Source organism: Virgibacillus sp. AGTR (assembly GCF_016919725.2).
Taxonomy (GTDB): domain Bacteria; phylum Bacillota; class Bacilli; order Bacillales; family Amphibacillaceae; genus Virgibacillus; species Virgibacillus salarius.
This window is the reverse complement of record NZ_JAJERH010000003.1, coordinates 36,181-61,967: the sequence shown is the minus strand read 5'-3', so window position 1 is coordinate 61,967 and position 25,787 is coordinate 36,181. Positions and strand designations below refer to the sequence as shown.

Sequence of the window (25,787 nt, the reverse complement as noted above, 5' to 3'; positions counted from 1 at the left end):
ATACCCCCTGTAACATATAACCAAACAAAAAATCTGAATTTCATCCGTTACCACATATGCCGTACCTAGCATACTTGAACCTACTTATAACTTTAGCATAACTTACTTTGTCATAGCAAGCTTTTTCGATTACGTTAGACAATTGACCATGAAGAGTATAGTACGAATTACGCCGGCAGAATTACTAATGCTTTAAATAGATCTTGTCACGTCTTCTCTATCCCCCGGCGTCCCTTATTTTCCAGTTGTTTTCTCTGTGGAAAGGCTTTGAGAATAATCGATATATTTTTATTTAAAACCACAGTACGGAGAAATGGAAAACCTTGCGACTGACATATCCTACCAAACCTTTGATACGGAATAGAAATACACATTAAATCAGTTTATTCTGTTGTTCTCCTTGTCTGATAAGGTAAAGAATCCCAAAAAGAGGTATCTTTTGACTCAATCGATCTATCAGCAATTGCCCTAACTGTTTCCTCCAGTGTAATGACTGTTTGCTTAATTAAATATCCATTACTTTTTTGACCAAGTACATACGATTCCCATTCATGATCTGCCATTCCACGCATTTCAAATAGTAATGTCGAAATACCATATTCTACTGCAATTCCATTTCGACTAATCGTCTCCGCCGAACCTCCCTGATATTTACCGATATGTCCCCATCCTTTAGAGTCAATAGCATCATATACAACTGCACCTAATTGTTTCGACTTTTTAACTACCGTCTCATTAGCATTGTCTGTAGTTGGATACAATATAGAGCCCGAAACTAGTTTACCATCTACCTCACTTTGGGTTGCTTGATGGTGTAAATCAATCATATAATCAACATCGTAGGGACCAAGTACATTGTCATGTAATGCTTTTGTTTCTGGTTGTAATCTTTCAACATGATCTCTATTTAGATCCACTTCATTTGCGTTATATCTCGTTAAATGATGGTCTCCACTAGCAATATAATCATCTAAAGGAAAGTTTACATCTCCCATCGCACCATCTACATTTAGTCTAGGAATGATAAGGACGTTTACGTCCTTGAGAATACCTTTCATTTTTCCGGTTCCAAGTTGTTTAATAAACTGTAATGCTCCCTCAGTAGTTAATGCTTCATTGCCATGCTGCTGAGTGAGGAACAAAATAGTAGGATTTTCTGGATTCTTGATATATTTTACTAAGTGTAGATCTCTGCCCTTTACCGATTGACCAATTACTTCTAATTCCATTGCTTCTTGCTTTGCTTCTTGCTTATGCAAGAAATCTACTAGTTCTTGATGCGAATGAAGAATCGAATTCGTAATGGTTTCCTTCCCGTTATAATTTGGACCTTCTCCCACTGCATTTACTATTGGTGTCCCAATGGCTGTTGTTCCAAGTATTAAGGCCCCTGTAATTGAAAGTGTTATCCATTTGTTTTTCATGATTGTATCACTCCTATTTTTTAATCTTTGTCATTAAATGATTCTATAAAAATTGTCGAATCCCTTTCTTTTTATCAGAAAATAAGGAATAATACTTATGCATAACATCATCATTCCACTAATAAGACTATTTGTGCAGAAGTGGGAATACAAACGGAGGAGGAGTAAAATGAATCTTAAAAATACCTTTTGGTACACATCACCAGATAATGTTGATATCTTTGTTCAAAAGTGGGAACCCAAAAAACAAGCTAAAGCAGTCATACAAATTGCACATGGTATGATGGAACATATCGAACGATATGAGAATTTTGCTTCATACTTAACTTCACAAGGTTTTATTGTTTATGGAAATGATCATCGAGGGCATGGTAGAACTGGTGAGAGACAGGGGAAATTAGGATATTTCGCTGATAGTCATGGATTTTTTAGGACTGCTGATGATCTCGTCCAGCTATCTAAACAAATTAAAGCAAGCCACCCTACGTTACCTCTATTTTTAATTGGTCATAGTATGGGCTCTTTTCTTATTCGCATTTTTATTCAGCAAAATAGTAGCTTAGTGGATGGCGCTATTCTATCTGGAACGGGTCATTTTCCTCGTTTAAAAACAATAGCCGGTAAGCAACTGGCTAGCTTCTTTTCACCAAAGAAAGAAGCACCGTGGATGAACAAGCTTGTATTTGGTACATATAATAAAAAAATCGCAGATGCTTCCACTGGCTATGAATGGTTAAGTAGTGATCATGTAACGGTTCAAAAATACGTAAAAGATCCATTTACAGGCTTTATCCCTACTGGTCGTTTCTTTTTTGACTTAATGGAAGGTTTACTTACTATGCAAAAGACAAGCAATAATAAGCATATTCGTCATAATTTTCCACTTCTCATCCTAAGTGGTGACTGTGATCCGGTCGGTAACTATGAAAAGGGGATCTGGAAGACAGCACGACTTTTTGAAAAAGCCGGTCTTGAAAGCATAACTACAATGGTCTTTACAAATGGTAGACATGAACTGTTGAATGAAGCAAATAAAGAAGAGGTGTATACTGCAATAAATAGCTGGTTACAAGCAAATATTTCCAGTATATAGAGTGAAACCCCGAATTCACTCGTACTTTTTAAATAATTTCTAACTTTTTTCCGTCTTTTTCGACAAACTTTAAATAAATTGTCGCTGATTGCTTGTACCTACTAATCCAAGGGGGTAAAATAGAGGTTGATTGAATTGTAGAAAGGTTGGGTAACAAATATGTCAAATGTTCAAGGAATTGCCGCTTCATCTGGAATTGCAATCGCAAAAGTATACCAGCTTGCATCTCCAGATTTGTCATTTGAAAAAGTATCTATCGACAATCCAGATGTCGAAATAGAGCGATTAGATAAAGCGCTTGAAATTTCTAAGCAAGAACTTGAGAAAATCAAGGCACATACTAAAGAAAATATCGGTGATGAACATGCCGAAATTTTTTCAGCCCATTTATTAGTACTTAGTGACCCTGAACTAATAAACCCTATTAAGGATAAAATAAAAGCTGAAAATGTCATTGCCGAAACTGCTCTTGAAGAAACAGCCAATATGTTTATCGATATGTTTAAGAATATGGATAATGCCTATATGCGTGAACGCGCTGCAGATATTCATGATGTAACAAAGCGAGTTATGGCTCATTTATTAGGGGTTACCTTCCCTGATCCTGCTTTAATTAACGAAGAGGTAATTGTCATTGCGAACGATTTAACCCCTTCGGATACTGCACAATTAAATCGTGATTTTGTTAAGGGCTTTGCTACTGATATCGGTGGCCGCACCTCCCATTCAGCGATTATGGCTAGGTCATTAGAAATTCCTGCGGTTGTTGGTACGAAAGAAATAACAGCATCTGTTAAAAAAGATGATACGATCATTGTTGACGGAAATGCAGGAATAGTTATTATCAATCCGTCTGAAGAAGAAATAGCAGAATATCGAAAGAAACAAGAAGCGTTTGCCGAGATGAAGCAAGAATGGGCTAAGCTAAAAGACGAGCCTACATTTTCGGAAGATGGAGAACAAGTGGAACTAGCTGCCAACATTGGTACTCCAGATGATGTTGAAGGTGTGCTAGCTAATGGCGGTGAAGGCATTGGACTATATCGTACAGAATTTTTATATATGGGTAAAAGTCAGCTCCCAACAGAAGAAGAGCAGTTCACTGCTTACAAATCAGTACTAGAGCAAATGGAAGGAAAGCCTGTCGTTGTTCGTACATTGGATATTGGTGGAGATAAGGAATTAAACTATTTAGACCTTCCTGAGGAACTAAATCCATTCCTTGGCTTCCGAGCTATTCGCTTCTGCTTAGAAAATGAGAATGTCTTTCGTCCACAATTACGTGCACTTTTACGAGCAAGCGTTTACGGTAACTTAAAAATCATGTTCCCGATGATCGCAACATTGGAAGAATTCCGCAAGGCTAAGGCTATTTTAATGGACGAAAAAGAATCCTTACTAAAAGAAGGTTTCGAGGTTTCCAACGACATTGAGGTTGGTATCATGGTGGAGATTCCATCCACAGCTGTAATCGCTAAGCAATTTGCAAAGGAAGTTGACTTCTTCAGTATTGGAACAAACGATTTAATCCAATATACGATGGCTGCTGACCGAATGAATGAGCAGGTTTCCTACCTATATCAACCATATAACCCTGCAATTCTGAACCTAATCCATACTGTTATTGAAGCAGCACATAGTGAGGATAAATGGGTTGGAATGTGCGGTGAGATGGCAGGTGACTCCATTGCTATTCCAATTCTACTTGGTCTTGGTTTAGATGAATTCAGTATGAGTGCAACGTCGATCTTACCGGCTCGTACACAACTTCGTAAGCTATCTAAAGAAAAAATGGTAGCTTATAAAGATAAAATCCTTTCAATGGGTACTGCTGAAGAAGTTGTAGAATTTATTAAAGAGAAAACAGAATAGCTATACAAATAAAGAAGGTGATTTCTCCCTGAGGTCATCTTCTTTGTTTATAAGAAAGTATAAATGACTACTTCGTCATGACTCCCCTGTTTCAAGTTTAGATTGAACTGCTTGATAAACCCATTTGCAAACGCTTACTTATATTATAACATACTATTACTATTATAGGGAATATTTTCTTCTAGCTGAATCTTTCACCAGTCATAATGGACATGAAATCAATATAGAATTTTTGATAATCGAGATTAAAGGCAATACGATGGACTCTCCCACCTACCTCTTCACCATCTTGCATATCTTCTAAATTAACATATGGACGAATATCAGCAATACTTTGTCCCCTCACTATTCCTGTCTGTGCTTGAATGATATGAACAGGAAGATATTGATATGTCATCATATCAGGCTTTACAACGGCCATAAGTGTCAATACATCATGTAATGGGCTACCTTGAATCGATGGGTTGCGTTTTTTATAAAAATCATAATAATAATCCAGTAATACTTTCACAATACTAACGGAACCCATTCGATCAATATACTCAACCATTTGAGGTGTTGCTATCGCATATTTAGTGACATTAAGAGGAATAATGGTTACATTGTTTGCGTGAGCAAGTACTACTTGAGCAGCCACTGGGTCACCATGAAAATTAGCTTCAGAGACAGCTGTAATATTACCTGGTACCCAGAAAGCGCCACCCATAATGTAATATTCCTTTATGGTAGTCATTAATGATTTATATAAGATGAATAAGCTAGCTAAAGAAGTCAATCTTCCAATATTAACAATCACTAATTCATCTTTATACGTTTCAATTAAATCAATAATTTCACAGAAATTTTCGCTAATACCATTCTGCATATTTTTAGGGGGAATAATTGGTCCCAATCCATATTCCCCATGTATTTCCGGAACATATACTGGGGGTTCTCCAGTCATTGGAATATGTGCACCAGCAATTACTTTAATATCCTCTACCTCTTTTGTTGGAAAAAGACTGCGGATATATAAGATATTCGCAATTGCATTTTCTCTTGATACGTTTCCATAATCCGCCACAATGCCGATGACTTCTACATCATCGTTCAAATAAGCATAGATAAGCGCGATTGTATCATCAATACCTACATCACCAAATAACAACACTTTTTGAGACATAAAAACCCTCCATAAACATATGTCTTGTTAACATGATATTCCCATTCATACTCGTCCTATGTTCACTTGTCATTCTTAAGATGAAAGAACTGGGATGTATTAACATAAAGTTGTTCCTGTACATCAGGAAGAGGCATTTTTTTAATTGTCGCTATTTGTTTAATCGACTTATGGATCATTTTTGGATGGGTCAGTTGGTTGATAAACGGACCAGCAAACTGCCAAGGCCCATCCGTTTCCACCATCATATGAGTTATTGGGTATTTATTAACTAGCTGGTTAATTTCTCGTTCGTACATGACATCTGGTGTGATGGATATAAAATATCCATTCTGGCTCATTCGTTCCATTGTAGGTTTGTCACCCTTAAACCAATGAAACTGTGCATTGGTGATGGAATACTTTTCTAATAAATCACAGGCAATGGTAGCATCATCATAAACTGCATGAAGTACAATTGGCTTATTCCATTCTTTAGCTTTTCGTATAAATAATTCTAGTAATTCAATATATGGCTTTACCATTAAATTTGAATTTTCTTGTCGCTTGTAATAAGGTAGACCTACTTCACCTACCGCAATTGCTCTGTCTAGATTCGAGTCAATAAATTGTATTAAATCAGCTATATCATTATCGTTAGGTATTTCTTGTTCCGGATGAAATCCGAAAGCAGGTTTAACTGCGGAACATCTCTCCGCTAACCTTAAATTGGAAATTGACGATGCTAGGTTATTCGAAACAGAAATTAGTGAGCTAACATGATGCCGTTTCAAAGATTTAATAATTTCTGTTTGTTCCTCCTGTGTATACATATCTAAGTGAATGTGTGCATCAATAATGAAGCTATCCATTTGTAGCCCTCAATTCCTGATATATCCTTTTCTTATACTCTAGAAATGCTTCTGATAAAACTAACGCTTCCTCTCTTGGTCTTGAAAAAGGAATTGTGAATTCTTTTTTTATCGAAGCCGGACGAGCTGACAACACGATCACACGATCAGATAGAAATAATGCTTCTTCTATATTATGCGTTACGAAAAGGATTGATCGTTGATGCTCATTCCACATTGCTAATAACCACTTTTGCATGTCCAAACGGGTAAATTCATCCAATGCGGAAAATGGTTCATCTAAACAAATAACAGGCTGGGGACTTAAAATACTGCGTACAAAAGAAGCGCGCTGCTTCATTCCTCCAGATAATTCATGGGGATATGCATTTTCATATCCTTTTAAGCCAGCTCGTTCTAGCATTCGTTTTGCTTCTAATTCATCTTTTCTACCTGCAATTTCTGCCGCTAAGACAACATTTTGTAAAATCGAACGCCAAGGAAGTAAGGAATCTGATTGAGGCATATAGCTGATGAATCCCCGTTTGCCGATAATCTCTTTTCCATTTAATTTAATCGTACCGGAATTAGGTGAGGTAATCCCTCCAATCAGTCGAAATAACGTGCTCTTCCCACTTCCTGATGGTCCAACAATCGAAACAAACTCTCCGTTTCGCACCGTTAATGAAATACGATTAAGAATAGTAGTTTCCCCATATTTTTTTGTTAGATTTACAAGTTCTAAGTTACTCACTGATCTTCCCTTCTTCCGGTTTCCATTTAATTACTCTTTTTTCAATTAATGAAATACAACCAAAAAACAATAAACTTAACAGCACTATAAATAAGATAGCAACAAAGACACGATCTGTTCGGAAAGACGAAGATGCCAAAGTCATATATACTCCAATTCCTTCACTTGCACCAAGCCATTCAGATATCACCGCTCCCATTACGCTATATGTCGCCGATATCTTTAAACCACTAAACAAAGAAGGTAATCCATATGGCCACTCTAGCTTACGAAAGATTTGCCCTTTACTGGCACCTGTCATTTGCATATAGTGTTTCAGTTCTCCACTTGTTTGTCTAAATCCATCTAAAGCTGCTATAGTTATTGGAAAAAAACAAACAAGTGTAATAACAATTAATTTCGGCAATATTCCAAAACCAAACCAAATTACTAATAAGGGAGCTAAAATAATAATAGGTATATTCTGTGATATTATTAATAATGGATAAAAGGCTTCCCTAACTGTCGGAATGAGATGAAGACAAACAGCAACGAGCGTACCTACACTGCTGCCTATCATAAATCCGATAATCGATAGTTGGATAGTCGATTGTAGATGACTAGCATAATTTGGCCAGCCATTGACAGCTTCTTGCCATATTACACTTGGAGCAGGTAGTAGCCAAGCTGGGATCGAAAAAATACGACAAGCTATTTCCCAACTGATAAGGAAAAGGATGAGGACCAGAGCTGGTCGCCATCCCTTTTCTCGCAATCTTCTCATTAGCGATACTTCTCCGTTAATTGTTCCATGGAAGCTCCAGAAGGTTGATAAAGAACCTTCACCTGTGAAATAACATTTTCACAACCAATTTCAGTCATCCTTTTATTCATCTTCTCAATAATTCCAAATAGTTCTGCAAGATCACCTTGCATTGTAGTTTCTAGTGGACTTACCTGATACTTAACTCCGGAATGATCGATAATCTTAATCGCTTCATCCACATACGGAATAACATCTTCACCATTTTTCGTTTTCGGGATAATTTGAATACTAACTAGTGCATCTGCCATCATTTATTCCTCCTTTGTTTCTGGTAAAAACTCATTTGTAAATGCTTTTTCACTATCTAACGGTTTATCTAACAGCTCATTCTCATACATCCAATTGGCGTAATTCTCCCATACCTCTTGCTTTTGTTTCCCCCACTGGTCCGCATCATCTTGATACTTTGACGCTAACCAAGCTTGACTTGCTTTTACTAATTCTGCATCCAAATCAGGAACAGCGTTAATTAAGATATCAGCGGTTTCCTCTGGTTGCTCAATTGCTAGATTATAACCTTTAGATACTGCAGCTAAGAATTGCTTAACTGTTTCTGGATCATCTTTGATCATTTTTTCATTGGTAGCTAAAACCGGCGTGTAATAATCTAAATTTGACGAATAATCGGTTAAATACACCATATTAATTTCTTCATCACGGAGCTCTGCCTCTACACCAGTCCAACCATAATAAATCCACGCAAAATCAATATCTCTTTTCACCGCAGTAAAAAAGTCCGTATCGCCCATGTTGATAATATCAACTGATTCTACATTAGCATTTTCCTGCTGCATGAGTGAGGTTAGAACCGCTTTTTCTACTGGAGCTCCCCAGCCACCATATGTTTTATCTTCAAAATCTTTAGGTGTAGTAATCTGTTTATTCTTGGGTGAGGCAAAACCTGAGGTATTATGCTGTATAACAGCAGCAATGGAAACAATCGGTATATCTTGTACACGAGCTTCAGTAATCCCCTCCTGATAACTCACACCAAAATCTGCTTTACCAGATGCAATTAACTGATCTGCTCCCGCTTCACCAGGCATAATTATGTCCACATCAAGGCCTTGCTCTTCAAAATATCCCTTCTCTTTTGCAACATATAATCCTGTATGATTCGTATTTGGTGTCCAATCAAGTACAACAGAGATCTTTTTCTTTTCTGTTGAGTCATTGTTCTGCTGACTTTGTTCTTTCTCTTCTGTACCACATGCCGTTAATATAAGCAGTGTAATCCCTAAACTAAGCAGTAAAAGCTTCTTCAATGTTTTCCTCCTCTTGAATACCTTTCTCATTGTAAGGAACAGCGTATGTATCATCTTGTTTGACTGTAATTCCTTCGCTAAGAATAAAAGCGCAAACACCCGATTAGCAACGCAGCGACGATTCAACGGAGATAAAGGACTCACGGTGAGCTTGCGAGCCGATGATGATTTAGATTAGGGCGATTCATGATGAAGTAGCCTAGTTTCTGGGCGCTGGAGCTGGACGCAGCTCAACACGCAAATTTTATAATTTCTTAGACTATAAAAAATGCCCTAGATGGTTAATCACCATTAGGGCATATACAACTTAATATTTGATGTATCAAACATGTTCCCTACGCTGGTTTAAACCAGATCAGGTTCTAAGAGTCAGTACCTTACGGATACAATCTCAACCAGCAACACTGGTCCCCCTACAACTTTAGTATTCTATTATTAATTCCATAGTAACTATGACATAATTCGTCCATTTAATCAAGTTTAAGAAACTCAAAAAATATAGAAACTTCTATGAACATAGAAGCAACTTCTGCATAAAGTGACACTTTAATCAGTGGGGGTTTTATTTATCCCACATTGATTGTTAGCACCACAGACCTAAAATCCTTTGAACCGACCGGACATTTACCGGCAATCGATCCTCCACTTCCCCATAGTGGTTTTACTTTATTGCTTAAAGTGGATTATTACTGCCAGTTATATGTGTGGGATAAACCTATAAAAAACCTCTTAAAGTATAACCACCATACCTTAAGAGGTTTTCTTCCCTATTTATTTAGGTTATAGAACGCTGTCTTACCAGCATATTCACCCATGCCTGCTAGCTCATCTTCAATGCGAAGCAGTTGATTGTATTTAGCTACACGATCTGTTCGAGAAGGTGCACCTGTTTTGATCTGACCTGCATTAGTCGCTACAGCAAGGTCAGCGATCGTTGCATCTTCTGTTTCTCCTGAACGGTGTGAGATAACCGCTGTATAGCCAGCGCGTTTTGCCATTTCGATTGCTTCGAACGTCTCTGTTAATGTACCGATTTGATTAACTTTTACTAAGATAGAGTTTCCAATACCTTGTTCAATACCTTTGGAAAGCTTATTAGTATTTGTTACAAATAAATCATCTCCGACAAGCTGTACTCGTCCACCAAGACGATCTGTTAATACTTTAAATCCATCCCAATCATTTTCATCTAGTCCATCTTCAATGGAGATAATTGGGTATTTGTTGATCATGTCTTCATACCAATCAACCATCTCTTCAGAAGTACGAACAACACCTTCACCTTTTAGATTATATTTACCATCTTCATATATTTCTGAAGCAGCAACATCCATTGCAAGCTTCACTTCTTCTCCTGGCTTGTAACCAGCAGCTTCAATTGCTTCCACAATTGTTTGTAAAGCTTCTTCATTAGAAGCAAGGTTTGGTGCAAATCCGCCTTCGTCACCAACAGCTGTGTTATACCCCTTTGATTTTAATACATTTTTCAATGAATGGAAAATTTCAGCACCCGTACGTAGTGCTTCTTGGAACGTTTCTGCTCCAACTGGCATAACCATAAACTCTTGAATATCTACGTTATTATCGGCATGCTCACCACCATTAAGAATATTCATCATTGGTGTTGGTAGGGTTTTTGCATTAAATCCACCGAGGTAGTTATATAACGGTACTTCAAGATAACTAGCAGCAGCATGTGCTACAGCCATGGATACACCAAGAATTGCGTTAGAACCAAGTTTGCCTTTATTTTCAGTTCCATCTAATTCGATCATTAACGCATCGATGATATTCTGACGAGTAACATCAATCCCAAGTAATTCAGGTGCAATTATTTCATTTACGTTTTGAACTGCTTTTAGAACACCTTTTCCAAGATAACGATCTTTATCACCATCACGTAATTCCACAGCCTCGTATTCACCGGTAGATGCACCGCTTGGCACAAGTGCAGAACCGAAGGCACCTGATTCTGTAAATACTTCCACTTCAACTGTCGGGTTACCGCGTGAGTCTAATACTTCACGTGCATATACATCAGTAATGTATGGCATAATTTTTCTCTCCTTTAATTTCCTTTTATTTAATTAATGATTCGCCAGTCATTTCTTCTGGTTTTTCAATACCTAGTAAATCCAATAAGGTTGGTGATAGATCAGCTAAAATCCCACCATCTCGTAATGTTATATTTTCTTCTGTCACAATTACCGGAACAGGATTTGTCGTATGAGCAGTCATTGGCTTACCTTCAAGCGTAACTACCTCATCAGAATTACCGTGATCAGCAGTAATAATGGCATTCCCGCCAAGCTCTTTAATTTTATCAACAATTTTCCCTAGACATTCATCAACTACTTCAATTGCTTTAATAGTCGGCTGTAATTTACCAGAATGTCCAACCATGTCCGGGTTAGCAAAGTTCAAGATAATTGCATTGTGTTCACCAGCATCAAGTTCTTTGAGCAACGCGTCCGTCACTCCATAAGCACTCATTTCTGGTTTTAAATCATATGTTGCAACCTTTGGCGAATCAATCAATACACGTTTTTCACCATCAAATTCTTTCTCACGACCACCACTCATAAAGAAAGTGACATGTGGATATTTTTCTGTCTCAGCAATACGTAATTGCTTCAAATTATGCTGAGATAATACTTCGCCAACTGTATTATCTAGGTTAACAGGTTCGTAAGCAACATAGCCATCGACTGTTTCACTAAAATTCGTTAACATTACAAAGTCCAAATTTTTTGGCACGTGCTCACCACGATCAAAATCACGAAAATCTTCATTTGCAAAGGTACGTGAAATCTGAATAGCGCGATCTGGACGGAAGTTATAAAAGATTATAGAATCTCCATCTTTAATTTTCCCAACTGCTTCACCGTTTTCATCTGTGATGACAGATGGAATAACAAACTCATCGTAAATTTCATTTGCATATGAATCGTCAACAACCTCTATTGGGTCTTGATATGCTGGTCCTTCTCCATATACCATTGCATCATACGCTTTTTTCACACGATCCCAACGTTTGTCACGATCCATGGAATAATAGCGGCCTGAAATGGTTGCAAATTGACCAACACCGTATTCCTTGATCTTATCCTGCGTTTGTTTAATATATTCTTTCGCTGTTTGCGGACCAACATCTCGTCCATCAAGAAATGCATGGATGTACACTTCTTTCAACTCATTATCTTTTGCTAGTTTTAATAAAGCAAATAAATGATTGATATGACTATGCACGCCTCCATCGGAAAGCAATCCAAAAACATGCAATGCTTTTTTGTTTTTCTTCGCATTTTCTATTGATTTTTTAAAGGCCTCTTTTTCAAAGAACTCGCCATTCTTAATGGACAAATTCACACGAGTTAAACTTTGATAAACGATGCGCCCAGCTCCAATATTTAAATGCCCGACCTCGGAGTTTCCCATTTGCCCTTCAGGTAGACCAACTGCCTCACCACATGCTGTTAATTGGTTGTGAGCATAGGTATTCCAATAACGATCAAAGTTAGGAGTATTGGCTTGCTTTACAGCATTTCCTTTTTCCTCATCACGAAGAGCGAAGCCATCCAAGATGATTAATGCTGCTAATTTATCCTGTTTCATTTTTTACCTGCCTCCACTAATTGTAAGAAGGATTCTGGTTGAAGGCTAGCACCACCAACTAATGCACCGTCAATATCGGATTGTGCTAGTAACTCCTCTATATTAGCTGGTTTTACACTTCCACCATATTGAATAACTACATGGTCTGCTGTTTCCTTTGAAGTAAGTTTTGCAATAACTTGTCTAATATATGCACATACTTCATTTGCTTCAGCACTTGTAGCTGTTTTACCTGTACCAATTGCCCAAATCGGTTCATAAGCTATGATCGTTTCAGCCACTTGTTGGTCTGATAGACCTTCTAAAGCTTTAATCACTTGGTTTTCGACATGATCCATTGTTTCATTTGCCTCACGCTGTTCTAGGGTTTCACCAACACAAACAATTGGAACTAAATGATGATTAAATGCAGCATGAACTTTTTTATTCACCGTTTCGTCCGTTTCATTATAATATTCTCGTCGCTCCGAATGTCCAAGTACAACATGCGTTATACCTAAATCCTCTAGCATAACTGGACTTACTTCACCGGTAAAAGCTCCACTTTCTTCATAGTGCATCGTTTGTGCAGCAACTTTAAGATTTGTATCTTTTGTTTTATCAACAAGAGATGCTAAAAATGGGAATGGCGCACAAACAATTGCCTCTACATTCTTATCTTCAGGTATTTTTGCTCCGACTTCATCAACAAATTGATTCGCTTCTGTTGAAACTTTGTTCATCTTCCAGTTTCCAGCAATTACTTTCTTGCGCATCTTCTCACCTCATTATGTTTTATTATTTATCACTTAATGCTTCGACACCAGGTAGCACTTTTCCTTCCATAAATTCAAGGGATGCACCACCACCAGTTGAAACATGATCCATTTTTTCACTAAGATCAAATTTTTCAACAGCAGCAGCAGAATCGCCACCGCCAATTACAGTATATCCTTCTGTCGTTGCTAATGCATTTGCAACTGCCTTTGTGCCATTGGCAAATGCTTCCATTTCAAACACACCCATTGGTCCATTCCAGATGATTAGTTTCGAATCAGCAACGATTTGTGCATATTTCTTACTTGTTGCCGGTCCAATATCTAACGCTTCCCAATCAGCAGGAATCTGATCAATTGCTACTTCTTTCGTATTAGCCGTTTCCGCAAAGTCATCTGCTACAATCACATCAACGGGAAGGACAAAATTAACACCTTTATCCTCTGCTTTTTTCATAAAATCCTTAGCGAGTTCGATCTTATCTTCCTCTAACAAAGAGTTACCAATTTCGTACCCTTGTGCTTTAATAAAGGTATAAGCTAAACCGCCACCGATAATTAAATTATCTACTTTATCAAGTAAATTATCAATGACATTTATTTTATCTTTTACTTTAGCTCCACCAATTATTGCCGTAAATGGTCGTTCCGGATTATCCAATGCTTTCCCTAATACTTCAATTTCTTTTTCCATTAAGAAACCTGCAGCAGCAGGAAGCTTCTCAGCAATACCTGTTGTTGAAGCATGAGCGCGATGTGCAGCTCCAAATGCGTCATTAACATAGTAGTCAGCCATACTTGCAAATGCTTGTACAAGATTCTCATCATTCTTTTCTTCGCCAGCTTCAAAACGAACATTTTCAATTAAAACAATGTCTCCATCGCTAACTTGTGAAACAGCTTCGTTTACTTCATCTCCGTAAACAGCATCCGTCTTCACAATTTCTTTACCGATTAAATCACTTAATCGGTCTGCAACAGGATCTAAGCGTAGTTCCTCTACAACTTCACCTTTAGGACGTCCTAGATGACTGGCAAGTATTGTTATTGCTCCCTGATTAGAAAGATATTCAATAGTTGGCAATGCTGCTCTGATTCTAGTATCATCAGTTACTTTACCATCTTTCATTGGAACGTTGAAATCAACTCGGCAAAATACTCTTTTTCCTTTTAGCTCAAGATCTGTTAATGATTTTTTGTTCATGTTCTTCTGCCTCCCTATTTTAGGAATATGTAGTTCTCATTACAATTTAGGGATTCCCTTATATGGGATCATTAGTCATGCAAATAAAAACATGGAAAACGGAGGAGGATTTGGTCCCTCCCCCGCTTATTTATCTTATAGTCCTTGTTTTTTCAGGAATGCAGCTAAGTCCACACAACGAGAAGAATAACCCATTTCATTATCATACCATGAAATTACTTTAACCATGTTATCTTCTAGTACCATTGTTGATAAACCATCTACAATAGAAGAATGAGTGTTACCAACAATATCCGATGATACAAGCGGTTCTTCGCTATATTCTAGAATTCCTTTTAACTCGCCTTCAGCAGCTTCTTTTAGTGCAGCATTTATGTCTTCTGCTGTAACATTTTGGTCAAGTTCAGCAACTAGATCAACCAATGAACCATCTGGAGTTGGTACTCGTACTGCACCACCATTTAGTTTACCATTCAGTTCAGGAAGTACTTTTCCAACTGCCTTAGCTGCACCAGTAGTAGTAGGAATAATGTTTTGAGCAGCCGCTCTTGCACGACGATAATCTTTATGCGGTAAATCAAGAATTTGTTGATCATTTGTGTAAGAATGGATTGTTGTCATTAGTCCACGCTTAATTCCAAATTTGTCGTGTAATACTTTTGCATATGGTGCTAAGCAGTTTGTTGTACAAGACGCATTAGAAATAATATTATGTTTAGCTGGGTCATACTGATCGTCATTTACACCCATTACCATTGTTAAATCTTCATTTTTACCAGGTGCAGAAATAATTACTTTTTTCGCTCCTGCATCGATATGTTTCTGAGCATCTTCACCATTTGTGAAGCGACCAGTAGATTCAATGACAACTTCTACACCAAGATCTCCCCAGCCTAAATCAGCAGGGTCGCGTTCTGATAATACTTTAATTTCTTTTCCACCTACTACAATGTTAGAGCCATTAACAGATACTTCTTCATCAAGATGTCCATGAATGGAATCATACTTTAAAAGATGTGCAAGCATGTTTGCATCTGTTAAGTCATTTACTGCAACTACTTCAACCTCATCATTCTTAAGAGATTGACGAAATACGTTACGTCCAATTCTACCAAAACCGTTAATTCCTACTTTTACTGTCATGTATATTCCTCCTAAAAAATTATTTACAATATTATATTTAAAGGGAAGTAGTTCCCCTTAAAATCTCTTCTGCCGCCGCTTCATCGGTAATTAGCAAATCACTTTTTCCTTGTTTAAAAAAGGATGCTATTGCTTGGGCCTTTGACTCTCCACCAGCGATGGTTATGACATAAGGGATTTTTTTTAGATCTTCTAATTGAATCCCTACTGTCCGCACTTTATGAACCACATCGCCCTCGCTATCAAAATAATAGCCAAAAGCTTCACTCATCGCTTGATTTTCCTTCAGTTTTTTCACAACAGTTTCAGAAGTTTTTCTGCGGTGCGCCATCGTCAGTGCGTCTCCTACACCGTGTAATGCAATCGTAGCACTCTTTATTTGTTCCAAGGTCTCATTTATCGATGGCTCCTGGATAATAGACTGATAAGCTGATTCACTCAGTGGATCTGGGACATATAGTAGTCGGTAATCACCGTTGGCTTTTCGGGCCATCTCAGCAGCAATTGTGTTTGCTTGATTTTCAACTTTTTCACCAATTCCTCCACGAGCAGGGACAAATAAGGTACCTTCTTTATTTAGTGGTGTCATCATACTCGCTACTGCTGCCATCGTTGTTCCACCTGTTACAGCTATGGTACTATCCTCACCAACGATCGTTTTCAAAAAGGCAATACAGGCTTTTCCTAATTCTTGTTTTACCCATCCATAAGCATCACTATTACCCGGGACAACAATAACATTACTTATAGATAATGTATCCTGTAATTGCTCTTCTAAAACGCGTAACCCCATGATTTCACCCATAAATGAAGCTAAGCTCTCCAGTACTACTTTTCCCTCTTCCGAGATATACATTCCTTTTGCAGTAACTTGAATTAAATCTTGATGCTGCAGTAAGTCAATTTCTCCTCGAACACTTCTCTCTGTCATGTTGGTGTTGTCAGCAAGCCCCCTTCTACCAATTGGCTGTAATAAGTCAATACTTCGCAGAATTGCATAGCGTTGCTGCATAATTTCTAGAACATCTGGTAATAATTTTTTCTGTAAGTCAATCAGCTCTCTCATCAAAGGACTCCTTTATATATGGACATAAAAAGTCCCGGATGGTTATATCGCGTCCCGGAAGCACCAAAAAAATAAATCCTTCCTACAATTTTTATTATAGCAAAGATGTAAAATTACACAACTAAAAAGTATATTTATCTAAAAAAGCTTTTACTACTTTCTGTATGACCGTTTTTTTGCTACTTCGTAAACCGCTTACCTATCTTATAATAGTTACTAGGTTTAACGATTCGATAGTGGCATGATAAACGATGTCATACCTTAGCTTCTAGAGCCTCACTTAATACTGCAAAATTAAGCTGAGCAGCATCAATAGAAATGTCATCTATAACCACACACGGAATAAGCAGTTGATATGTCTCCAACCACTTATCATTCGTGTAAATATCTCGCTCTTCCAGTTTAAATGGATAGTCCCTCTGTAAAACTTCCAGCATGAACTTAGCATCATCACATAGTGGACAAGAATCTTTCGTATACAAAATGATGTTCAGCATGCTATCTCTCCTTCCGTTTGAGTGATGCCGGAATATTTAATTGTTCTCGATATTTCATCACTGTTCTTCTTGCGATTTGCAAATTATAATCAAGTGCTAACTTATTTTTTATCTTCTCATCCGATAAAGGATTTATCTTATCTTCATTGCTAATTAGTTCAGCTATCATCTGCTTTACTGCTAAGGCAGATGCTTTTGAACCGTTTGCTTGTTTAATACCTGATTGCAAAAAGAAGTTTAGTGGCAGTACCCCATTCGTTGTTTGAACATATTTATTAGCTACCGTTCGACTTATTGTGGAAACATGCAGATCTAAATCACTTGCAATCTCTCTCAGAGTCAGAGGCCTAAGCATAGATGCTCCTTTTTCAAAATACATATGTTGCTTTTCAACAATCACCTGGATTACCCGCTCCAGCGTATCACTTCTATAGACAATAGCCTTTTTTAACGATTCTAGCTGATTTAATTTTTCTTTCACATAGTTAGCAGTTTGTTTTTCCTTAAAGGTACTATTTTGGTAATCCGTATTTATCGTAATTTTTGGAACGCTCCACGAATAAAATGATATCTTCCAGTTACCAGCCTCTTTAAAAATAGTAGCTTCTGGAATAATATAGTCAGCTTTTTTCGTTGTAAGAAGCTGACCTGGCTTAGGGTGGCAATTTTTAATATGATCAATGACTTCTTCAACGTACGAATGAGACACTCCATAGTGTTCTGATATTCGCTGAATATTATCATCTGCCAGCCATTCTATGTGTTCTTGTATGAGATCCTGCAAAAAGGCTGGTACGAACGAATGTGCTGCTAGTTGTAACTCAATACATTCAGATAATGATCTAGCACCTATACCAGCTGGTTCTAAGGATTGTATATGCTTTAAAGCTTCTTCTACTATTTCAATGGTAGTATTACACTTAGCTGCCCATATGTCCAATGATACATCTAAGTAACCGCTTTCATTTAATGAATCAATTCCAAACAAGACAACAGGTCTTATTTCCTCGGAAATAGAAAGCGTAAACAATTGCTGTTTTAATTGATCATATAAGGTCAACTCCGATGAATTGATTTCTCCAATAGAAACAGAGGTATCAGAAGAACGATACTGAACATGCTCATCATTATACCTAATTTCTTCAATGACTGGATTTTCTTTTTCTATTTCCCTTATATATTCCATCAGTTCCATACTAGACATTTGTAATACCTGAATGGATTGCATTAGGGACTGATTCATTTTCCATTGCAACACTTGCTCATTTACAAGTTGTAATTTCATGTCTATCCCCCCAATACTTCCCCTATCATTTATTTTGCCATAAATTTTTTATTACAGCTAGTTTATTAGCTAAAAAATAACGATAGGTTTTCTCCCTACTATCTACGCATGCTATAATAATGCTGAAGCTTCAATAATGCGATTCGTTTATCCATCGCTGTTAGTTAGTCCTACTACTGTCACTAAGATCTCGGCATATGCTCCGATTAGTTGACAGTAAAAACACAGTTGAAATGTATTTCACAAGTAAGGGAGTAATCAAGAATGATCGAAGTGTACACAGATGGTGCTGCAAATGGAGATCCTGGTCCAAGTGGTGCGGGGATATTTATAAAAAAAGGGAAAAATAATTATCATTATGCGTATCCATTAGGTATACTATCAAATCACGAAGCAGAGTTCTTTGCTGTAATTCAGGCACTTGAATTATGCAGAAAAGAATTCCCAGAGGAGATTCTTTCCTTTCGATCTGATTCTAAGCTAGTCGTCGATGTAATTGAGAAAGGATTCACTAAAAACCAAAAATTTTTGCCATTACTACAGAAAATACAAGAGGAAGCAGCACACTTTTCTTTCTTTTTTATCAAATGGATTCCCGAGAAACAAAACTTCCATGCTGATAAACTATCTAAAAAAGCCATTCATTTAAATAAAAGCTGACTCCGATGGAGAGCCAGCCATATTTACATTTCTATTCCCTATACCCGGTATTTGCTTTTACTTGAACTTCTGCATAATGGTTTAAATCTACTTCTTTAGAAAGCATAGTTCCAATATACCCGCCTAAAAAGCCTAATGGTACTGAAATCAATGCAGGATTGGTTAATGGGAAAATAGGTTCACCAACAAATATTGCTGCTCCTTCAATAGGTGAAAATACATTTGGACTAATCGAAACTAGAACAAGCGCTGATACGAGACCGAATAACATTGCCGTAATTGCTCCTGCTGTATTAAATCGTTTCCAATAAATTGTATAAAGGATCACAGGTAAATTGGCACTTGCCGCAACACAAAATGCTAACGATACAAGGAATGCAACATTCATTGTTTGTGCAAATAGGGCAAATATGATGGAGAATACGGAAACGCCTAAGGAAGCATAACGTGCTGCAAGCATCTGCTGCTTATCCGTTGCTTTTCCTTTTTTTATAATTTGTCCATAAATATCATGAGCAAAAGCGGAAGCTCCAGACAAAACAAGGCCAGCGACAACAGCAAGTATGGTTGCAAACGCTACCGCTGAAACGAATGACATTAGAAAATTTCCACCAAGTGCTTCTGCTAATAATGGAGCAGCCATATTACCAGCAGGATTTGCCGCAGTAATTAGCTCTTCCCCAACAAATGCTGCTGCTCCAAATCCTAGAAAGATAGTTAATACATAAAATATACCAACGACCCATGTTGCTGTTACGACAGAACTTCTTGCTGTTTTGGCATTTCTTACTGTAAAGAACCGCATTAAAATATGTGGCAGCCCTGCAGTACCGAGAACTAAAGCTAACATTAATGATATTGTATCTAGTGGTACGTTATACTTCAATCCTGGGTTTAAGTAATCTGCTCCATGACTAGTTACCGTTTTCATCTCGCTAAACATGCCTAGAATATTAAAATTAAACTTCGCCAATACCATAAATGCAATAATCACTGTACCAATCATTAATAATACTGCCTTAATAATTTGCACCCAGCTCGTTGCCGTCATGCCTCCAAATAAGACATATATTGTCATCATTACTCCAACTATTAGCACTGCAATCCAATAATCTATATCAAATAATAGCTGAATTAAAGCTCCTGCACCAACAAGCTGGGCAATCATATAAAATATGACAATAGTAATCGTGCTAAGCGCGGCAATTCCTCTTACTTTTTTAGCATCAAATCTTGCATTAATCATGTCTGCCAATGTATATTTCCCTAAGTTCCTAAGAGGCTCTGCTACTAAGAACATTACAACTAAATATGCTATTAAAAATCCAATACTATAAAAGAAGCCATCAAATCCGTAAAGCGCGATTGCTCCCGCTATGCCTAAAAAAGAAGCGGCTGATAGGTAATCACCTGCGATAGCAAGACCATTTTGCCACCCCTTTAATCCACCACCGGCAGTATAAAAATCTCCGGTTGTTTGCGTTTTTTTAGCTGCATAATAGGTAATTACCAAGGTAGCTATGACAATAATTAAGAAGAGTGTTACTACGGTAGCATTCATTCATGTCTACCCCCTAGCTGATTTTCAACGATTTCATCTGATTGGCGGTCAAAGCTTGCTGATTTTTTAACATAAACGGTACAAAAAACCCAAGTCATAATAAATTGGCAAAACGCAAAAATCCATGCCCAAGAGATATCGCCAATTACCGGCGTGTTTAAAATTGTAGAATACGAAGTTAAAATGGGTAACATAAAATAGAAAACTAAAAAGAAAACAGTAAGCGGTAGAATAAACTTTTTCCGTTTAGCAATTAAATTTTTAAATGCTTTACTTTCAGATACTGCAATGAAATCTGGCTTACCTTTCGAAAATTCTTCTTTTTTGAAATCGCTTTCAACACTCATGCTCATTCCTCCCTCAATTTTTCATTATTTATAAAGTGAAACTTCCATCCGTGGGGGAGTGTGTTTATCTCCCACGGATGGTTAGGTGAACCAATCGGACATTTACTGGCAGTCGACCACACACTTATCCATATTCATTTCACTTTATCGCTTGAAGTGGGGGGCTTACTGCCAGTTATATGCGGGATAAAGTGAAACTTCCATCCGTGGGGGAGTTTGTTTATCCCCACGGATGGTTAGGTGAACCAATCGGACATTTACTGGCAGTTGATCCCCTCTTACCTATATTGGGTTCACTTTATTACTTGAGGTGGGGGCTTACTGCCAGTTATATGCGGGATAAAGTGAAACTTCCATCCGTGGGGGAGTTTGTTTATCTCCCACGGATGGTTAGGTGAACCAATCGGACATTTACTGGCAGTCGACCACACACTTATCCATATTCATTTCCCTTTATCGCTTGAAGTGGGGGGCTTACTGCCAGTTATATGCGGGATAAAGCGAAACTTCCATCCGTGGGGGAGTGTGTTTATCTCCCGCGGATGGTTAGGTGAACCAATCGGACATTTACTGGCAGTCGACCACACACTTATCCATATTCATTTCACTTTATCGCTTGAAGTGGGGGCTTACTGCCAGTTATATGCGGGATAAAGTGAAACTTCCATCCGTGGGGGAGTTTGTTTATCCCCACGGATGGTTAGGTGAACCAATCGGACATTTACTGGCAGTTGATCCCCCTCTTACCTATATTGGGTTCACTTTATTGCTTGAAGTGGGGGGCTTACTGCCAGTTATATGCGGGATAAAGTGAAACTTCCATCCGTGGGGAGCTTTGTTTATCCCCACGGATGGTTAGGTGAACCAATCGGACATTTACTGGCAGTCGACCACACACTTATCCATATTCATTTCACTTTATCGCTTGAAGTGGGGGCTTACTGCCAGTTATATGCGGGATAAAACATAACCCTATTTTTCAATACTCAAATAGTATACTAACTTTAATAAATATTCAATCTATTTTAAAAATTTATTATAAATTAGGCTAAAAGTAATAGGTTAATTTTGATTAAATATCTGGATATTTAGGTAATTTCACACCACTTTCCTTCACACGGATTATAAAAAGAGAATATAAACAACGAATTTGATGCAAAAATAATAATAAGTTAATTTAGAATATTCGATATTTTTATAGAAATGAGCGCTTTTGAAATAGAAACATTTACATTGTTTTATTCTATTTGTATTCGAGTCAGTAGTAGTAAAAACAAAAAAGCCCCAATCGTCTGAAGTAGATAGATACAGACGAACTTGGACTTTCTCCAATAATTGCTATAACTTATTCCCTTATCTTATTTTCCATCTGGCCAATAGCTTCAATTTCTACTTTTACTACATCACCATCATGTAAAAATTGTGCTGGTTCCCTAGCAAACCCAACGCCATCCGGTGTACCTGTCATAATAATATCTCCTGGGTATAAGGTTATTAATCTCGAAATAAATTGTATTAAAAATGGAACATCAAAAATTAGCTGATTAGTGTTTGCAGATTGGCGTTCTTCCCCATTTACAAATGAACGAATTGATAGATTAGATGGATCTTTTAATTCTTCCGTTGTTACGATCCATGGTCCGATTGGTGTGCTACGATCTAATGTCTTACCTTGTAACCATTGGGGTGTTCGCTTCTGAAGATCTCGAGCTGTTGTATCATTAGCTATCGCATAACCCGCAACATAATTCAGTGCGTCATCCTTGAGAACTTTAGAAGCCTTTTTCCCAATTACAACTGCAAGTTCAACCTCATAATCAAGCTCGCTTGTAAAGGCAGGTTTTTCGATTACATCCTCTGGTCCAATTAAAGCATTATTATACTTTGCAAATATTACTGGATACTCGGGCATTTCACCTTTCATTTCCTCTACATGATTCGCGTAGTTTTTGCCTACACAGATGATCTTACTGGGTTTTTCAATAGGTGTTTTTAATCTGACATCATCTAGAGGGATTCTGTTTTCTCCTTCTTCTTTTTCAAGATTGTATTGAACTGCTTCATATGCTCGCTCAATTGCTGATGAACCGATTGCGAAAAAATGAGATGCATCACTAGGAAGATATTTTTCTAAATTCGCTATTATACCTTTCTTTTCATGTGAACTTAGCAATTGCCGATATGCATTCTGTACATCCAATACGTAGTTATCTAATACACAGCCAATTCGCGATTCTTCTTTTCCCTTTATGCAGTAATTGACTAATTTCATACCTACACCTCTTTCATTTAGTCAGTAGCAATAATTTTATCAATATTTATAATAAAAGCACAAGTACTCCTCCCATATCAACTCGCGCTTAGAGAACAGACAGAAAACTGAATGAGTCTTAAAAGCAGAAATAATCGTTCTTTTTCTTTATAATTATAATAAGAATAGATATAGGGAGGAGCGGTACATGTGCAATCTGTTATTGAGTTAGTCGATAGTGTAGAAATTATATCTGCCAAACCACAGTTTATAATTGCTAAGAAAGATCCTTCATTAGAAATCATCGGAATTGGAAGAAGTGCTGTGGTTTTTAAGATTAAATCCACCTCAATGGCCCTCAAAATATTTCCTCCTGTGTTTGAACATATTGCGTTAGAAGAGGCCAAAATATATGCTTTATTGGAAGGGAACAATTTTTTCCCTTCTTTATATGAAGCTGGTAATAACTATCTATTAATCGATTATATTAGCGGATACACATTATATGACTGTTTACTGAAAGGAATTCCACTTACGGAATTGAATATTAAAAAGGTGGACGAAGCCTTACATTCCGTTAAACGATTAGGTTTAAATCCTTCTGATATTCACTTACGGAATATTATGCTAACGTCAGAGGGAACGATTAAATTAATTGACGTAGCCCGTTTTCGACAAACTACATATGACTCTCAATGGGATGACATTAAATTAGCCCTCTCCACCATGTATTTTAAAAAGTACACTCCTAAGAAGATACCTGCATGTATTTTAAATGGCATTGCTTTTTTATATAAAAAGAGAGTAGTACAAGCACCTCTAATTAAATTAAAGAAAGTAGAAAATAAGTAGAGCAAGTACAGTATTTCGAATAACCGTACTCGCTCCATTTCTAGATTAATCCAATTGAAGCTAGGATAATAGCTATGATAACAGATATAACTGGTATAAGAACTGCCACTACGAAAATATCTTTATAGCTATCTTTATGAGACATTCCAGTTATAGTTAACAATGTTAATACTGCACCATTATGCGGTAATGCATCGAGGCCACCTGATGAAAGTGACGCAATACGATGAAATGCCTCTGGTGATATTCCTGTATTCATGGCTATATCATAGTATTTTGAGCCTAATGCCTCTAAGGCAATTCCCATTCCACCTGAAGCGGAACCTGTGGCTCCTGCTAATATATTTACTGCAACTGCTTCAGATATTAGTGGATTTCCTTTAATACCCATTAGTATTTCAGTAAGCTTTTCAAAACCAGGAACCACCTTAACCACCGTTCCAAAGCCTACTGCTGCGCTTGTATTAATAATAGCTGTAACCGATCCGACCGCTCCACTATTGATAGCTTTTATGAAATACTTCGTTTTATGAACATTAAGCAATAGTATTAAGATAATGCCGGATATCAACGCGATGACGATATCCCATTTCAATAAATTCAAGGTAAGCAATACCGTTAATAATGGAAGTAACGATAACAGGAAATTTGGTGTCGATTCCTCTCTATCTTCAACATTTTGTTCTGTCGGTTCTGAAAACGTTTCACCGTTAGCAGTTAATTTCTTTTCTCGCCAGCTCAGATAAAAATAACCACCACCGCCCATAACAATAGCTGCAATAATTCCCATTATTGGTGCAGCGACTGCACTTGTATGAAAGTATTCCATCGGAATTAAATTCTGTATCTGAGGCGTACCCGGCAGTGCAGTCATGGTAAAAGTAAAAGCTCCTAAAGCAACCGTCGCTGGGATTAACCTTCTACTAATATTCGCTTCCCGAAATAGCGTTAATGCTAATGGATATACAGCAAATACAACAACAAATAAGCTTACTCCACCATATGTTAGAACTGCCGACGATACTAATACCCCCAATATTGCTCGCTTCGTACCAATAATCTTTGTTAAAGCTACTGCAACAGATTTAGCCATTCCTGTATCTTCCATTAACTTCCCAAAGATAGCTCCTAACATAAATACCGGAAACCACTGCTTAGCAAAAGATACGAATCCCCCCATATATGTATCTTTATAGGCATCTAGCAAGTCGAGTCCTCCAGTTAGTGCCACAACCCCAGCAGCTATTGGAGCTACCCAAATAATAGACCAGCCTAAATAGGCAAGCACCATTAATACAATCAGCCCCAGTATGATTCCAATCATGAAAAATCCCCCCATATCATTT

24 protein-coding genes and 1 riboswitch are annotated in these 25,787 nt (G+C 37.4%); of the genes, 5 read left to right on the top strand and 19 right to left on the bottom strand.

Going from position 1 to position 25,787, the window contains the following annotated elements:
• Window positions 1-383: 383 nt before the first annotated feature.
• A complete protein-coding gene (locus JUJ52_RS02065) occupies window positions 384-1,424 on the bottom strand; it encodes a M14 family zinc carboxypeptidase (protein WP_121605641.1) in 1,041 nt (346 codons plus the stop codon).
• A gap of 169 nt (window positions 1,425-1,593) precedes the next feature.
• Between JUJ52_RS02065 and JUJ52_RS02060 the strand changes: the two genes are divergently transcribed.
• Window positions 1,594-2,517, top strand: a complete 924-nt coding sequence (locus tag JUJ52_RS02060; RefSeq protein ID WP_026681622.1) for an alpha/beta fold hydrolase — start codon at window positions 1,594-1,596, stop codon at window positions 2,515-2,517.
• Window positions 2,518-2,676: 159 nt separating this feature from the next.
• On the top strand, window positions 2,677-4,389 hold the full coding sequence (ptsP, locus tag JUJ52_RS02055) for a phosphoenolpyruvate--protein phosphotransferase (protein ID WP_166530214.1): 1,713 nt from the start codon (window positions 2,677-2,679) through the stop codon (window positions 4,387-4,389).
• Window positions 4,390-4,570: 181 nt separating this feature from the next.
• On the opposite strand, the gene JUJ52_RS02050 is transcribed toward ptsP, so the two are convergent.
• The 14 genes from JUJ52_RS02050 to rpoN form a co-directional block, all read right to left on the bottom strand.
• On the bottom strand, window positions 4,571-5,551 hold the full coding sequence (locus tag JUJ52_RS02050; protein WP_026681624.1) for a nucleoside hydrolase: 981 nt from the start codon (window positions 5,549-5,551) through the stop codon (window positions 4,571-4,573).
• Between the two features lie 62 nt (window positions 5,552-5,613).
• Window positions 5,614-6,402 carry a TatD family hydrolase gene (locus JUJ52_RS02045; RefSeq protein ID WP_026681625.1) on the bottom strand — a complete coding sequence of 263 codons (789 nt, stop codon included), beginning with the start codon at window positions 6,400-6,402 and terminating at the stop codon, window positions 5,614-5,616.
• Window positions 6,395-7,135: an ABC transporter ATP-binding protein gene (locus JUJ52_RS02040; RefSeq protein ID WP_026681626.1), complete on the bottom strand. Its 741-nt coding sequence runs from the start codon at window positions 7,133-7,135 to the stop codon at window positions 6,395-6,397. Before JUJ52_RS02040 ends, JUJ52_RS02045 begins: the two co-directional genes overlap by 8 nt.
• Complete coding sequence (locus JUJ52_RS02035) at window positions 7,128-7,898, bottom strand: ABC transporter permease (protein WP_026681627.1); 771 nt, start codon at window positions 7,896-7,898, stop codon at window positions 7,128-7,130. Before JUJ52_RS02035 ends, JUJ52_RS02040 begins: the two co-directional genes overlap by 8 nt.
• Complete coding sequence (locus JUJ52_RS02030; protein ID WP_026681628.1) at window positions 7,898-8,188, bottom strand: thiamine-binding protein; 291 nt, start codon at window positions 8,186-8,188, stop codon at window positions 7,898-7,900. The genes JUJ52_RS02035 and JUJ52_RS02030 overlap by 1 nt, the downstream gene beginning before the upstream one ends.
• Window positions 8,189-8,191: 3 nt before the next feature.
• A complete protein-coding gene (locus JUJ52_RS02025; RefSeq protein WP_226983538.1) occupies window positions 8,192-9,205 on the bottom strand; it encodes an ABC transporter substrate-binding protein in 1,014 nt (337 codons plus the stop codon).
• Between the two features lie 315 nt (window positions 9,206-9,520).
• Window positions 9,521-9,630: riboswitch (TPP riboswitch) on the bottom strand.
• A 342-nt stretch (window positions 9,631-9,972) separates the two neighbouring features.
• Entirely contained in the window at window positions 9,973-11,259 is a 1,287-nt protein-coding gene (gene eno, locus JUJ52_RS02020) for a phosphopyruvate hydratase (protein ID WP_205388802.1), read from the bottom strand.
• A gap of 25 nt (window positions 11,260-11,284) precedes the next feature.
• Window positions 11,285-12,820, bottom strand: a complete 1,536-nt coding sequence (gpmI, locus tag JUJ52_RS02015) for a 2,3-bisphosphoglycerate-independent phosphoglycerate mutase (RefSeq protein WP_026681631.1) — start codon at window positions 12,818-12,820, stop codon at window positions 11,285-11,287.
• A complete protein-coding gene (gene tpiA, locus JUJ52_RS02010; RefSeq protein WP_026681632.1) occupies window positions 12,817-13,575 on the bottom strand; it encodes a triose-phosphate isomerase in 759 nt (252 codons plus the stop codon). The genes gpmI and tpiA overlap by 4 nt, the downstream gene beginning before the upstream one ends.
• Window positions 13,576-13,597: 22 nt before the next feature.
• Window positions 13,598-14,779 carry a phosphoglycerate kinase gene (locus JUJ52_RS02005; protein ID WP_205388803.1) on the bottom strand — a complete coding sequence of 394 codons (1,182 nt, stop codon included), beginning with the start codon at window positions 14,777-14,779 and terminating at the stop codon, window positions 13,598-13,600.
• Window positions 14,780-14,914: 135 nt separating this feature from the next.
• On the bottom strand, window positions 14,915-15,922 hold the full coding sequence (gene gap / locus JUJ52_RS02000; RefSeq protein WP_121605645.1) for a type I glyceraldehyde-3-phosphate dehydrogenase: 1,008 nt from the start codon (window positions 15,920-15,922) through the stop codon (window positions 14,915-14,917).
• Window positions 15,923-15,959: 37 nt separating this feature from the next.
• Window positions 15,960-16,988 carry a sugar-binding transcriptional regulator gene (locus tag JUJ52_RS01995; protein WP_121605646.1) on the bottom strand — a complete coding sequence of 343 codons (1,029 nt, stop codon included), beginning with the start codon at window positions 16,986-16,988 and terminating at the stop codon, window positions 15,960-15,962.
• Window positions 16,989-17,242: 254 nt separating this feature from the next.
• Window positions 17,243-17,485, bottom strand: a complete 243-nt coding sequence (locus tag JUJ52_RS01990) for a glutaredoxin family protein (protein WP_080668693.1) — start codon at window positions 17,483-17,485, stop codon at window positions 17,243-17,245.
• 1 nt (window position 17,486) lies between these two features.
• The gene (gene rpoN / locus JUJ52_RS01985; RefSeq protein WP_205388804.1) at window positions 17,487-18,770 is read right to left on the bottom strand and encodes an RNA polymerase factor sigma-54; all 1,284 of its coding nucleotides are present in this window, start codon (window positions 18,768-18,770) and stop codon (window positions 17,487-17,489) included.
• 264 nt (window positions 18,771-19,034) lie between these two features.
• Between rpoN and JUJ52_RS01980 the strand changes: the two genes are divergently transcribed.
• On the top strand, window positions 19,035-19,430 hold the full coding sequence (locus JUJ52_RS01980) for a ribonuclease HI family protein (RefSeq protein WP_026681638.1): 396 nt from the start codon (window positions 19,035-19,037) through the stop codon (window positions 19,428-19,430).
• Window positions 19,431-19,461: 31 nt separating this feature from the next.
• On the opposite strand, the gene JUJ52_RS01975 is transcribed toward JUJ52_RS01980, so the two are convergent.
• Complete coding sequence (locus tag JUJ52_RS01975; protein ID WP_026681639.1) at window positions 19,462-20,991, bottom strand: solute symporter family protein; 1,530 nt, start codon at window positions 20,989-20,991, stop codon at window positions 19,462-19,464.
• The gene (locus JUJ52_RS01970) at window positions 20,988-21,344 is read right to left on the bottom strand and encodes a DUF485 domain-containing protein (protein ID WP_026681640.1); all 357 of its coding nucleotides are present in this window, start codon (window positions 21,342-21,344) and stop codon (window positions 20,988-20,990) included. Before JUJ52_RS01970 ends, JUJ52_RS01975 begins: the two co-directional genes overlap by 4 nt.
• Window positions 21,345-21,707: 363 nt before the next feature.
• On the opposite strand from JUJ52_RS01970, the gene JUJ52_RS01965 reads away from it, so the two are divergent.
• Complete coding sequence (locus JUJ52_RS01965; RefSeq protein ID WP_228088589.1) at window positions 21,708-21,992, top strand: hypothetical protein; 285 nt, start codon at window positions 21,708-21,710, stop codon at window positions 21,990-21,992.
• Between the two features lie 691 nt (window positions 21,993-22,683).
• Here the strand turns inward: JUJ52_RS01965 and JUJ52_RS01960 are convergent.
• Window positions 22,684-23,610 (bottom strand): fumarylacetoacetate hydrolase family protein, encoded by a 927-nt coding sequence (locus JUJ52_RS01960; RefSeq protein ID WP_121605650.1) that lies wholly within the window; start codon window positions 23,608-23,610, stop codon window positions 22,684-22,686.
• A gap of 189 nt (window positions 23,611-23,799) precedes the next feature.
• On the opposite strand from JUJ52_RS01960, the gene JUJ52_RS01955 reads away from it, so the two are divergent.
• On the top strand, window positions 23,800-24,441 hold the full coding sequence (locus JUJ52_RS01955; protein WP_121605651.1) for a protein kinase family protein: 642 nt from the start codon (window positions 23,800-23,802) through the stop codon (window positions 24,439-24,441).
• 40 nt (window positions 24,442-24,481) lie between these two features.
• On the opposite strand, the gene JUJ52_RS01950 is transcribed toward JUJ52_RS01955, so the two are convergent.
• A complete protein-coding gene (locus JUJ52_RS01950) occupies window positions 24,482-25,765 on the bottom strand; it encodes a GntP family permease (protein WP_121605652.1) in 1,284 nt (427 codons plus the stop codon).
• Between the last annotated feature and the right edge of the window lie 22 nt (window positions 25,766-25,787).

Excerpts from the sequence above, each read along its gene's own strand:
- JUJ52_RS02065 (WP_121605641.1), bottom strand. The coding sequence starts at position 1,424 with ATGAAAAACAAATGGATAACACTTTCAATTACAGGGGCCTTAATACTT.
- JUJ52_RS02045 (WP_026681625.1), bottom strand. The coding sequence starts at position 6,402 with ATGGATAGCTTCATTATTGATGCACACATTCACTTAGATATGTATACA.
- JUJ52_RS02035 (WP_026681627.1), bottom strand. The coding sequence starts at position 7,898 with ATGAGAAGATTGCGAGAAAAGGGATGGCGACCAGCTCTGGTCCTCATC.
- JUJ52_RS02050 (WP_026681624.1), bottom strand. The coding sequence starts at position 5,551 with ATGTCTCAAAAAGTGTTGTTATTTGGTGATGTAGGTATTGATGATACA.
- JUJ52_RS02060 (WP_026681622.1), top strand. The coding sequence starts at position 1,594 with ATGAATCTTAAAAATACCTTTTGGTACACATCACCAGATAATGTTGAT.
- JUJ52_RS01990 (WP_080668693.1), bottom strand. The coding sequence starts at position 17,485 with ATGCTGAACATCATTTTGTATACGAAAGATTCTTGTCCACTATGTGAT.
- JUJ52_RS01995 (WP_121605646.1), bottom strand. The coding sequence starts at position 16,988 with ATGAGAGAGCTGATTGACTTACAGAAAAAATTATTACCAGATGTTCTA.
- gap (WP_121605645.1), bottom strand. The coding sequence starts at position 15,922 with ATGACAGTAAAAGTAGGAATTAACGGTTTTGGTAGAATTGGACGTAAC.
- gpmI (WP_026681631.1), bottom strand. The coding sequence starts at position 12,820 with ATGAAACAGGATAAATTAGCAGCATTAATCATCTTGGATGGCTTCGCT.
- ptsP (WP_166530214.1), top strand. The coding sequence starts at position 2,677 with ATGTCAAATGTTCAAGGAATTGCCGCTTCATCTGGAATTGCAATCGCA.
- JUJ52_RS01980 (WP_026681638.1), top strand. The coding sequence starts at position 19,035 with ATGATCGAAGTGTACACAGATGGTGCTGCAAATGGAGATCCTGGTCCA.
- JUJ52_RS01960 (WP_121605650.1), bottom strand. The coding sequence starts at position 23,610 with ATGAAATTAGTCAATTACTGCATAAAGGGAAAAGAAGAATCGCGAATT.
- eno (WP_205388802.1), bottom strand. The coding sequence starts at position 11,259 with ATGCCATACATTACTGATGTATATGCACGTGAAGTATTAGACTCACGC.
- JUJ52_RS01950 (WP_121605652.1), bottom strand. The coding sequence starts at position 25,765 with ATGATTGGAATCATACTGGGGCTGATTGTATTAATGGTGCTTGCCTAT.
- tpiA (WP_026681632.1), bottom strand. The coding sequence starts at position 13,575 with ATGCGCAAGAAAGTAATTGCTGGAAACTGGAAGATGAACAAAGTTTCA.
- rpoN (WP_205388804.1), bottom strand. The coding sequence starts at position 18,770 with ATGAAATTACAACTTGTAAATGAGCAAGTGTTGCAATGGAAAATGAAT.
- JUJ52_RS01970 (WP_026681640.1), bottom strand. The coding sequence starts at position 21,344 with ATGAGCATGAGTGTTGAAAGCGATTTCAAAAAAGAAGAATTTTCGAAA.
- JUJ52_RS01975 (WP_026681639.1), bottom strand. The coding sequence starts at position 20,991 with ATGAATGCTACCGTAGTAACACTCTTCTTAATTATTGTCATAGCTACC.
- JUJ52_RS02030 (WP_026681628.1), bottom strand. The coding sequence starts at position 8,188 with ATGGCAGATGCACTAGTTAGTATTCAAATTATCCCGAAAACGAAAAAT.
- JUJ52_RS02005 (WP_205388803.1), bottom strand. The coding sequence starts at position 14,779 with ATGAACAAAAAATCATTAACAGATCTTGAGCTAAAAGGAAAAAGAGTA.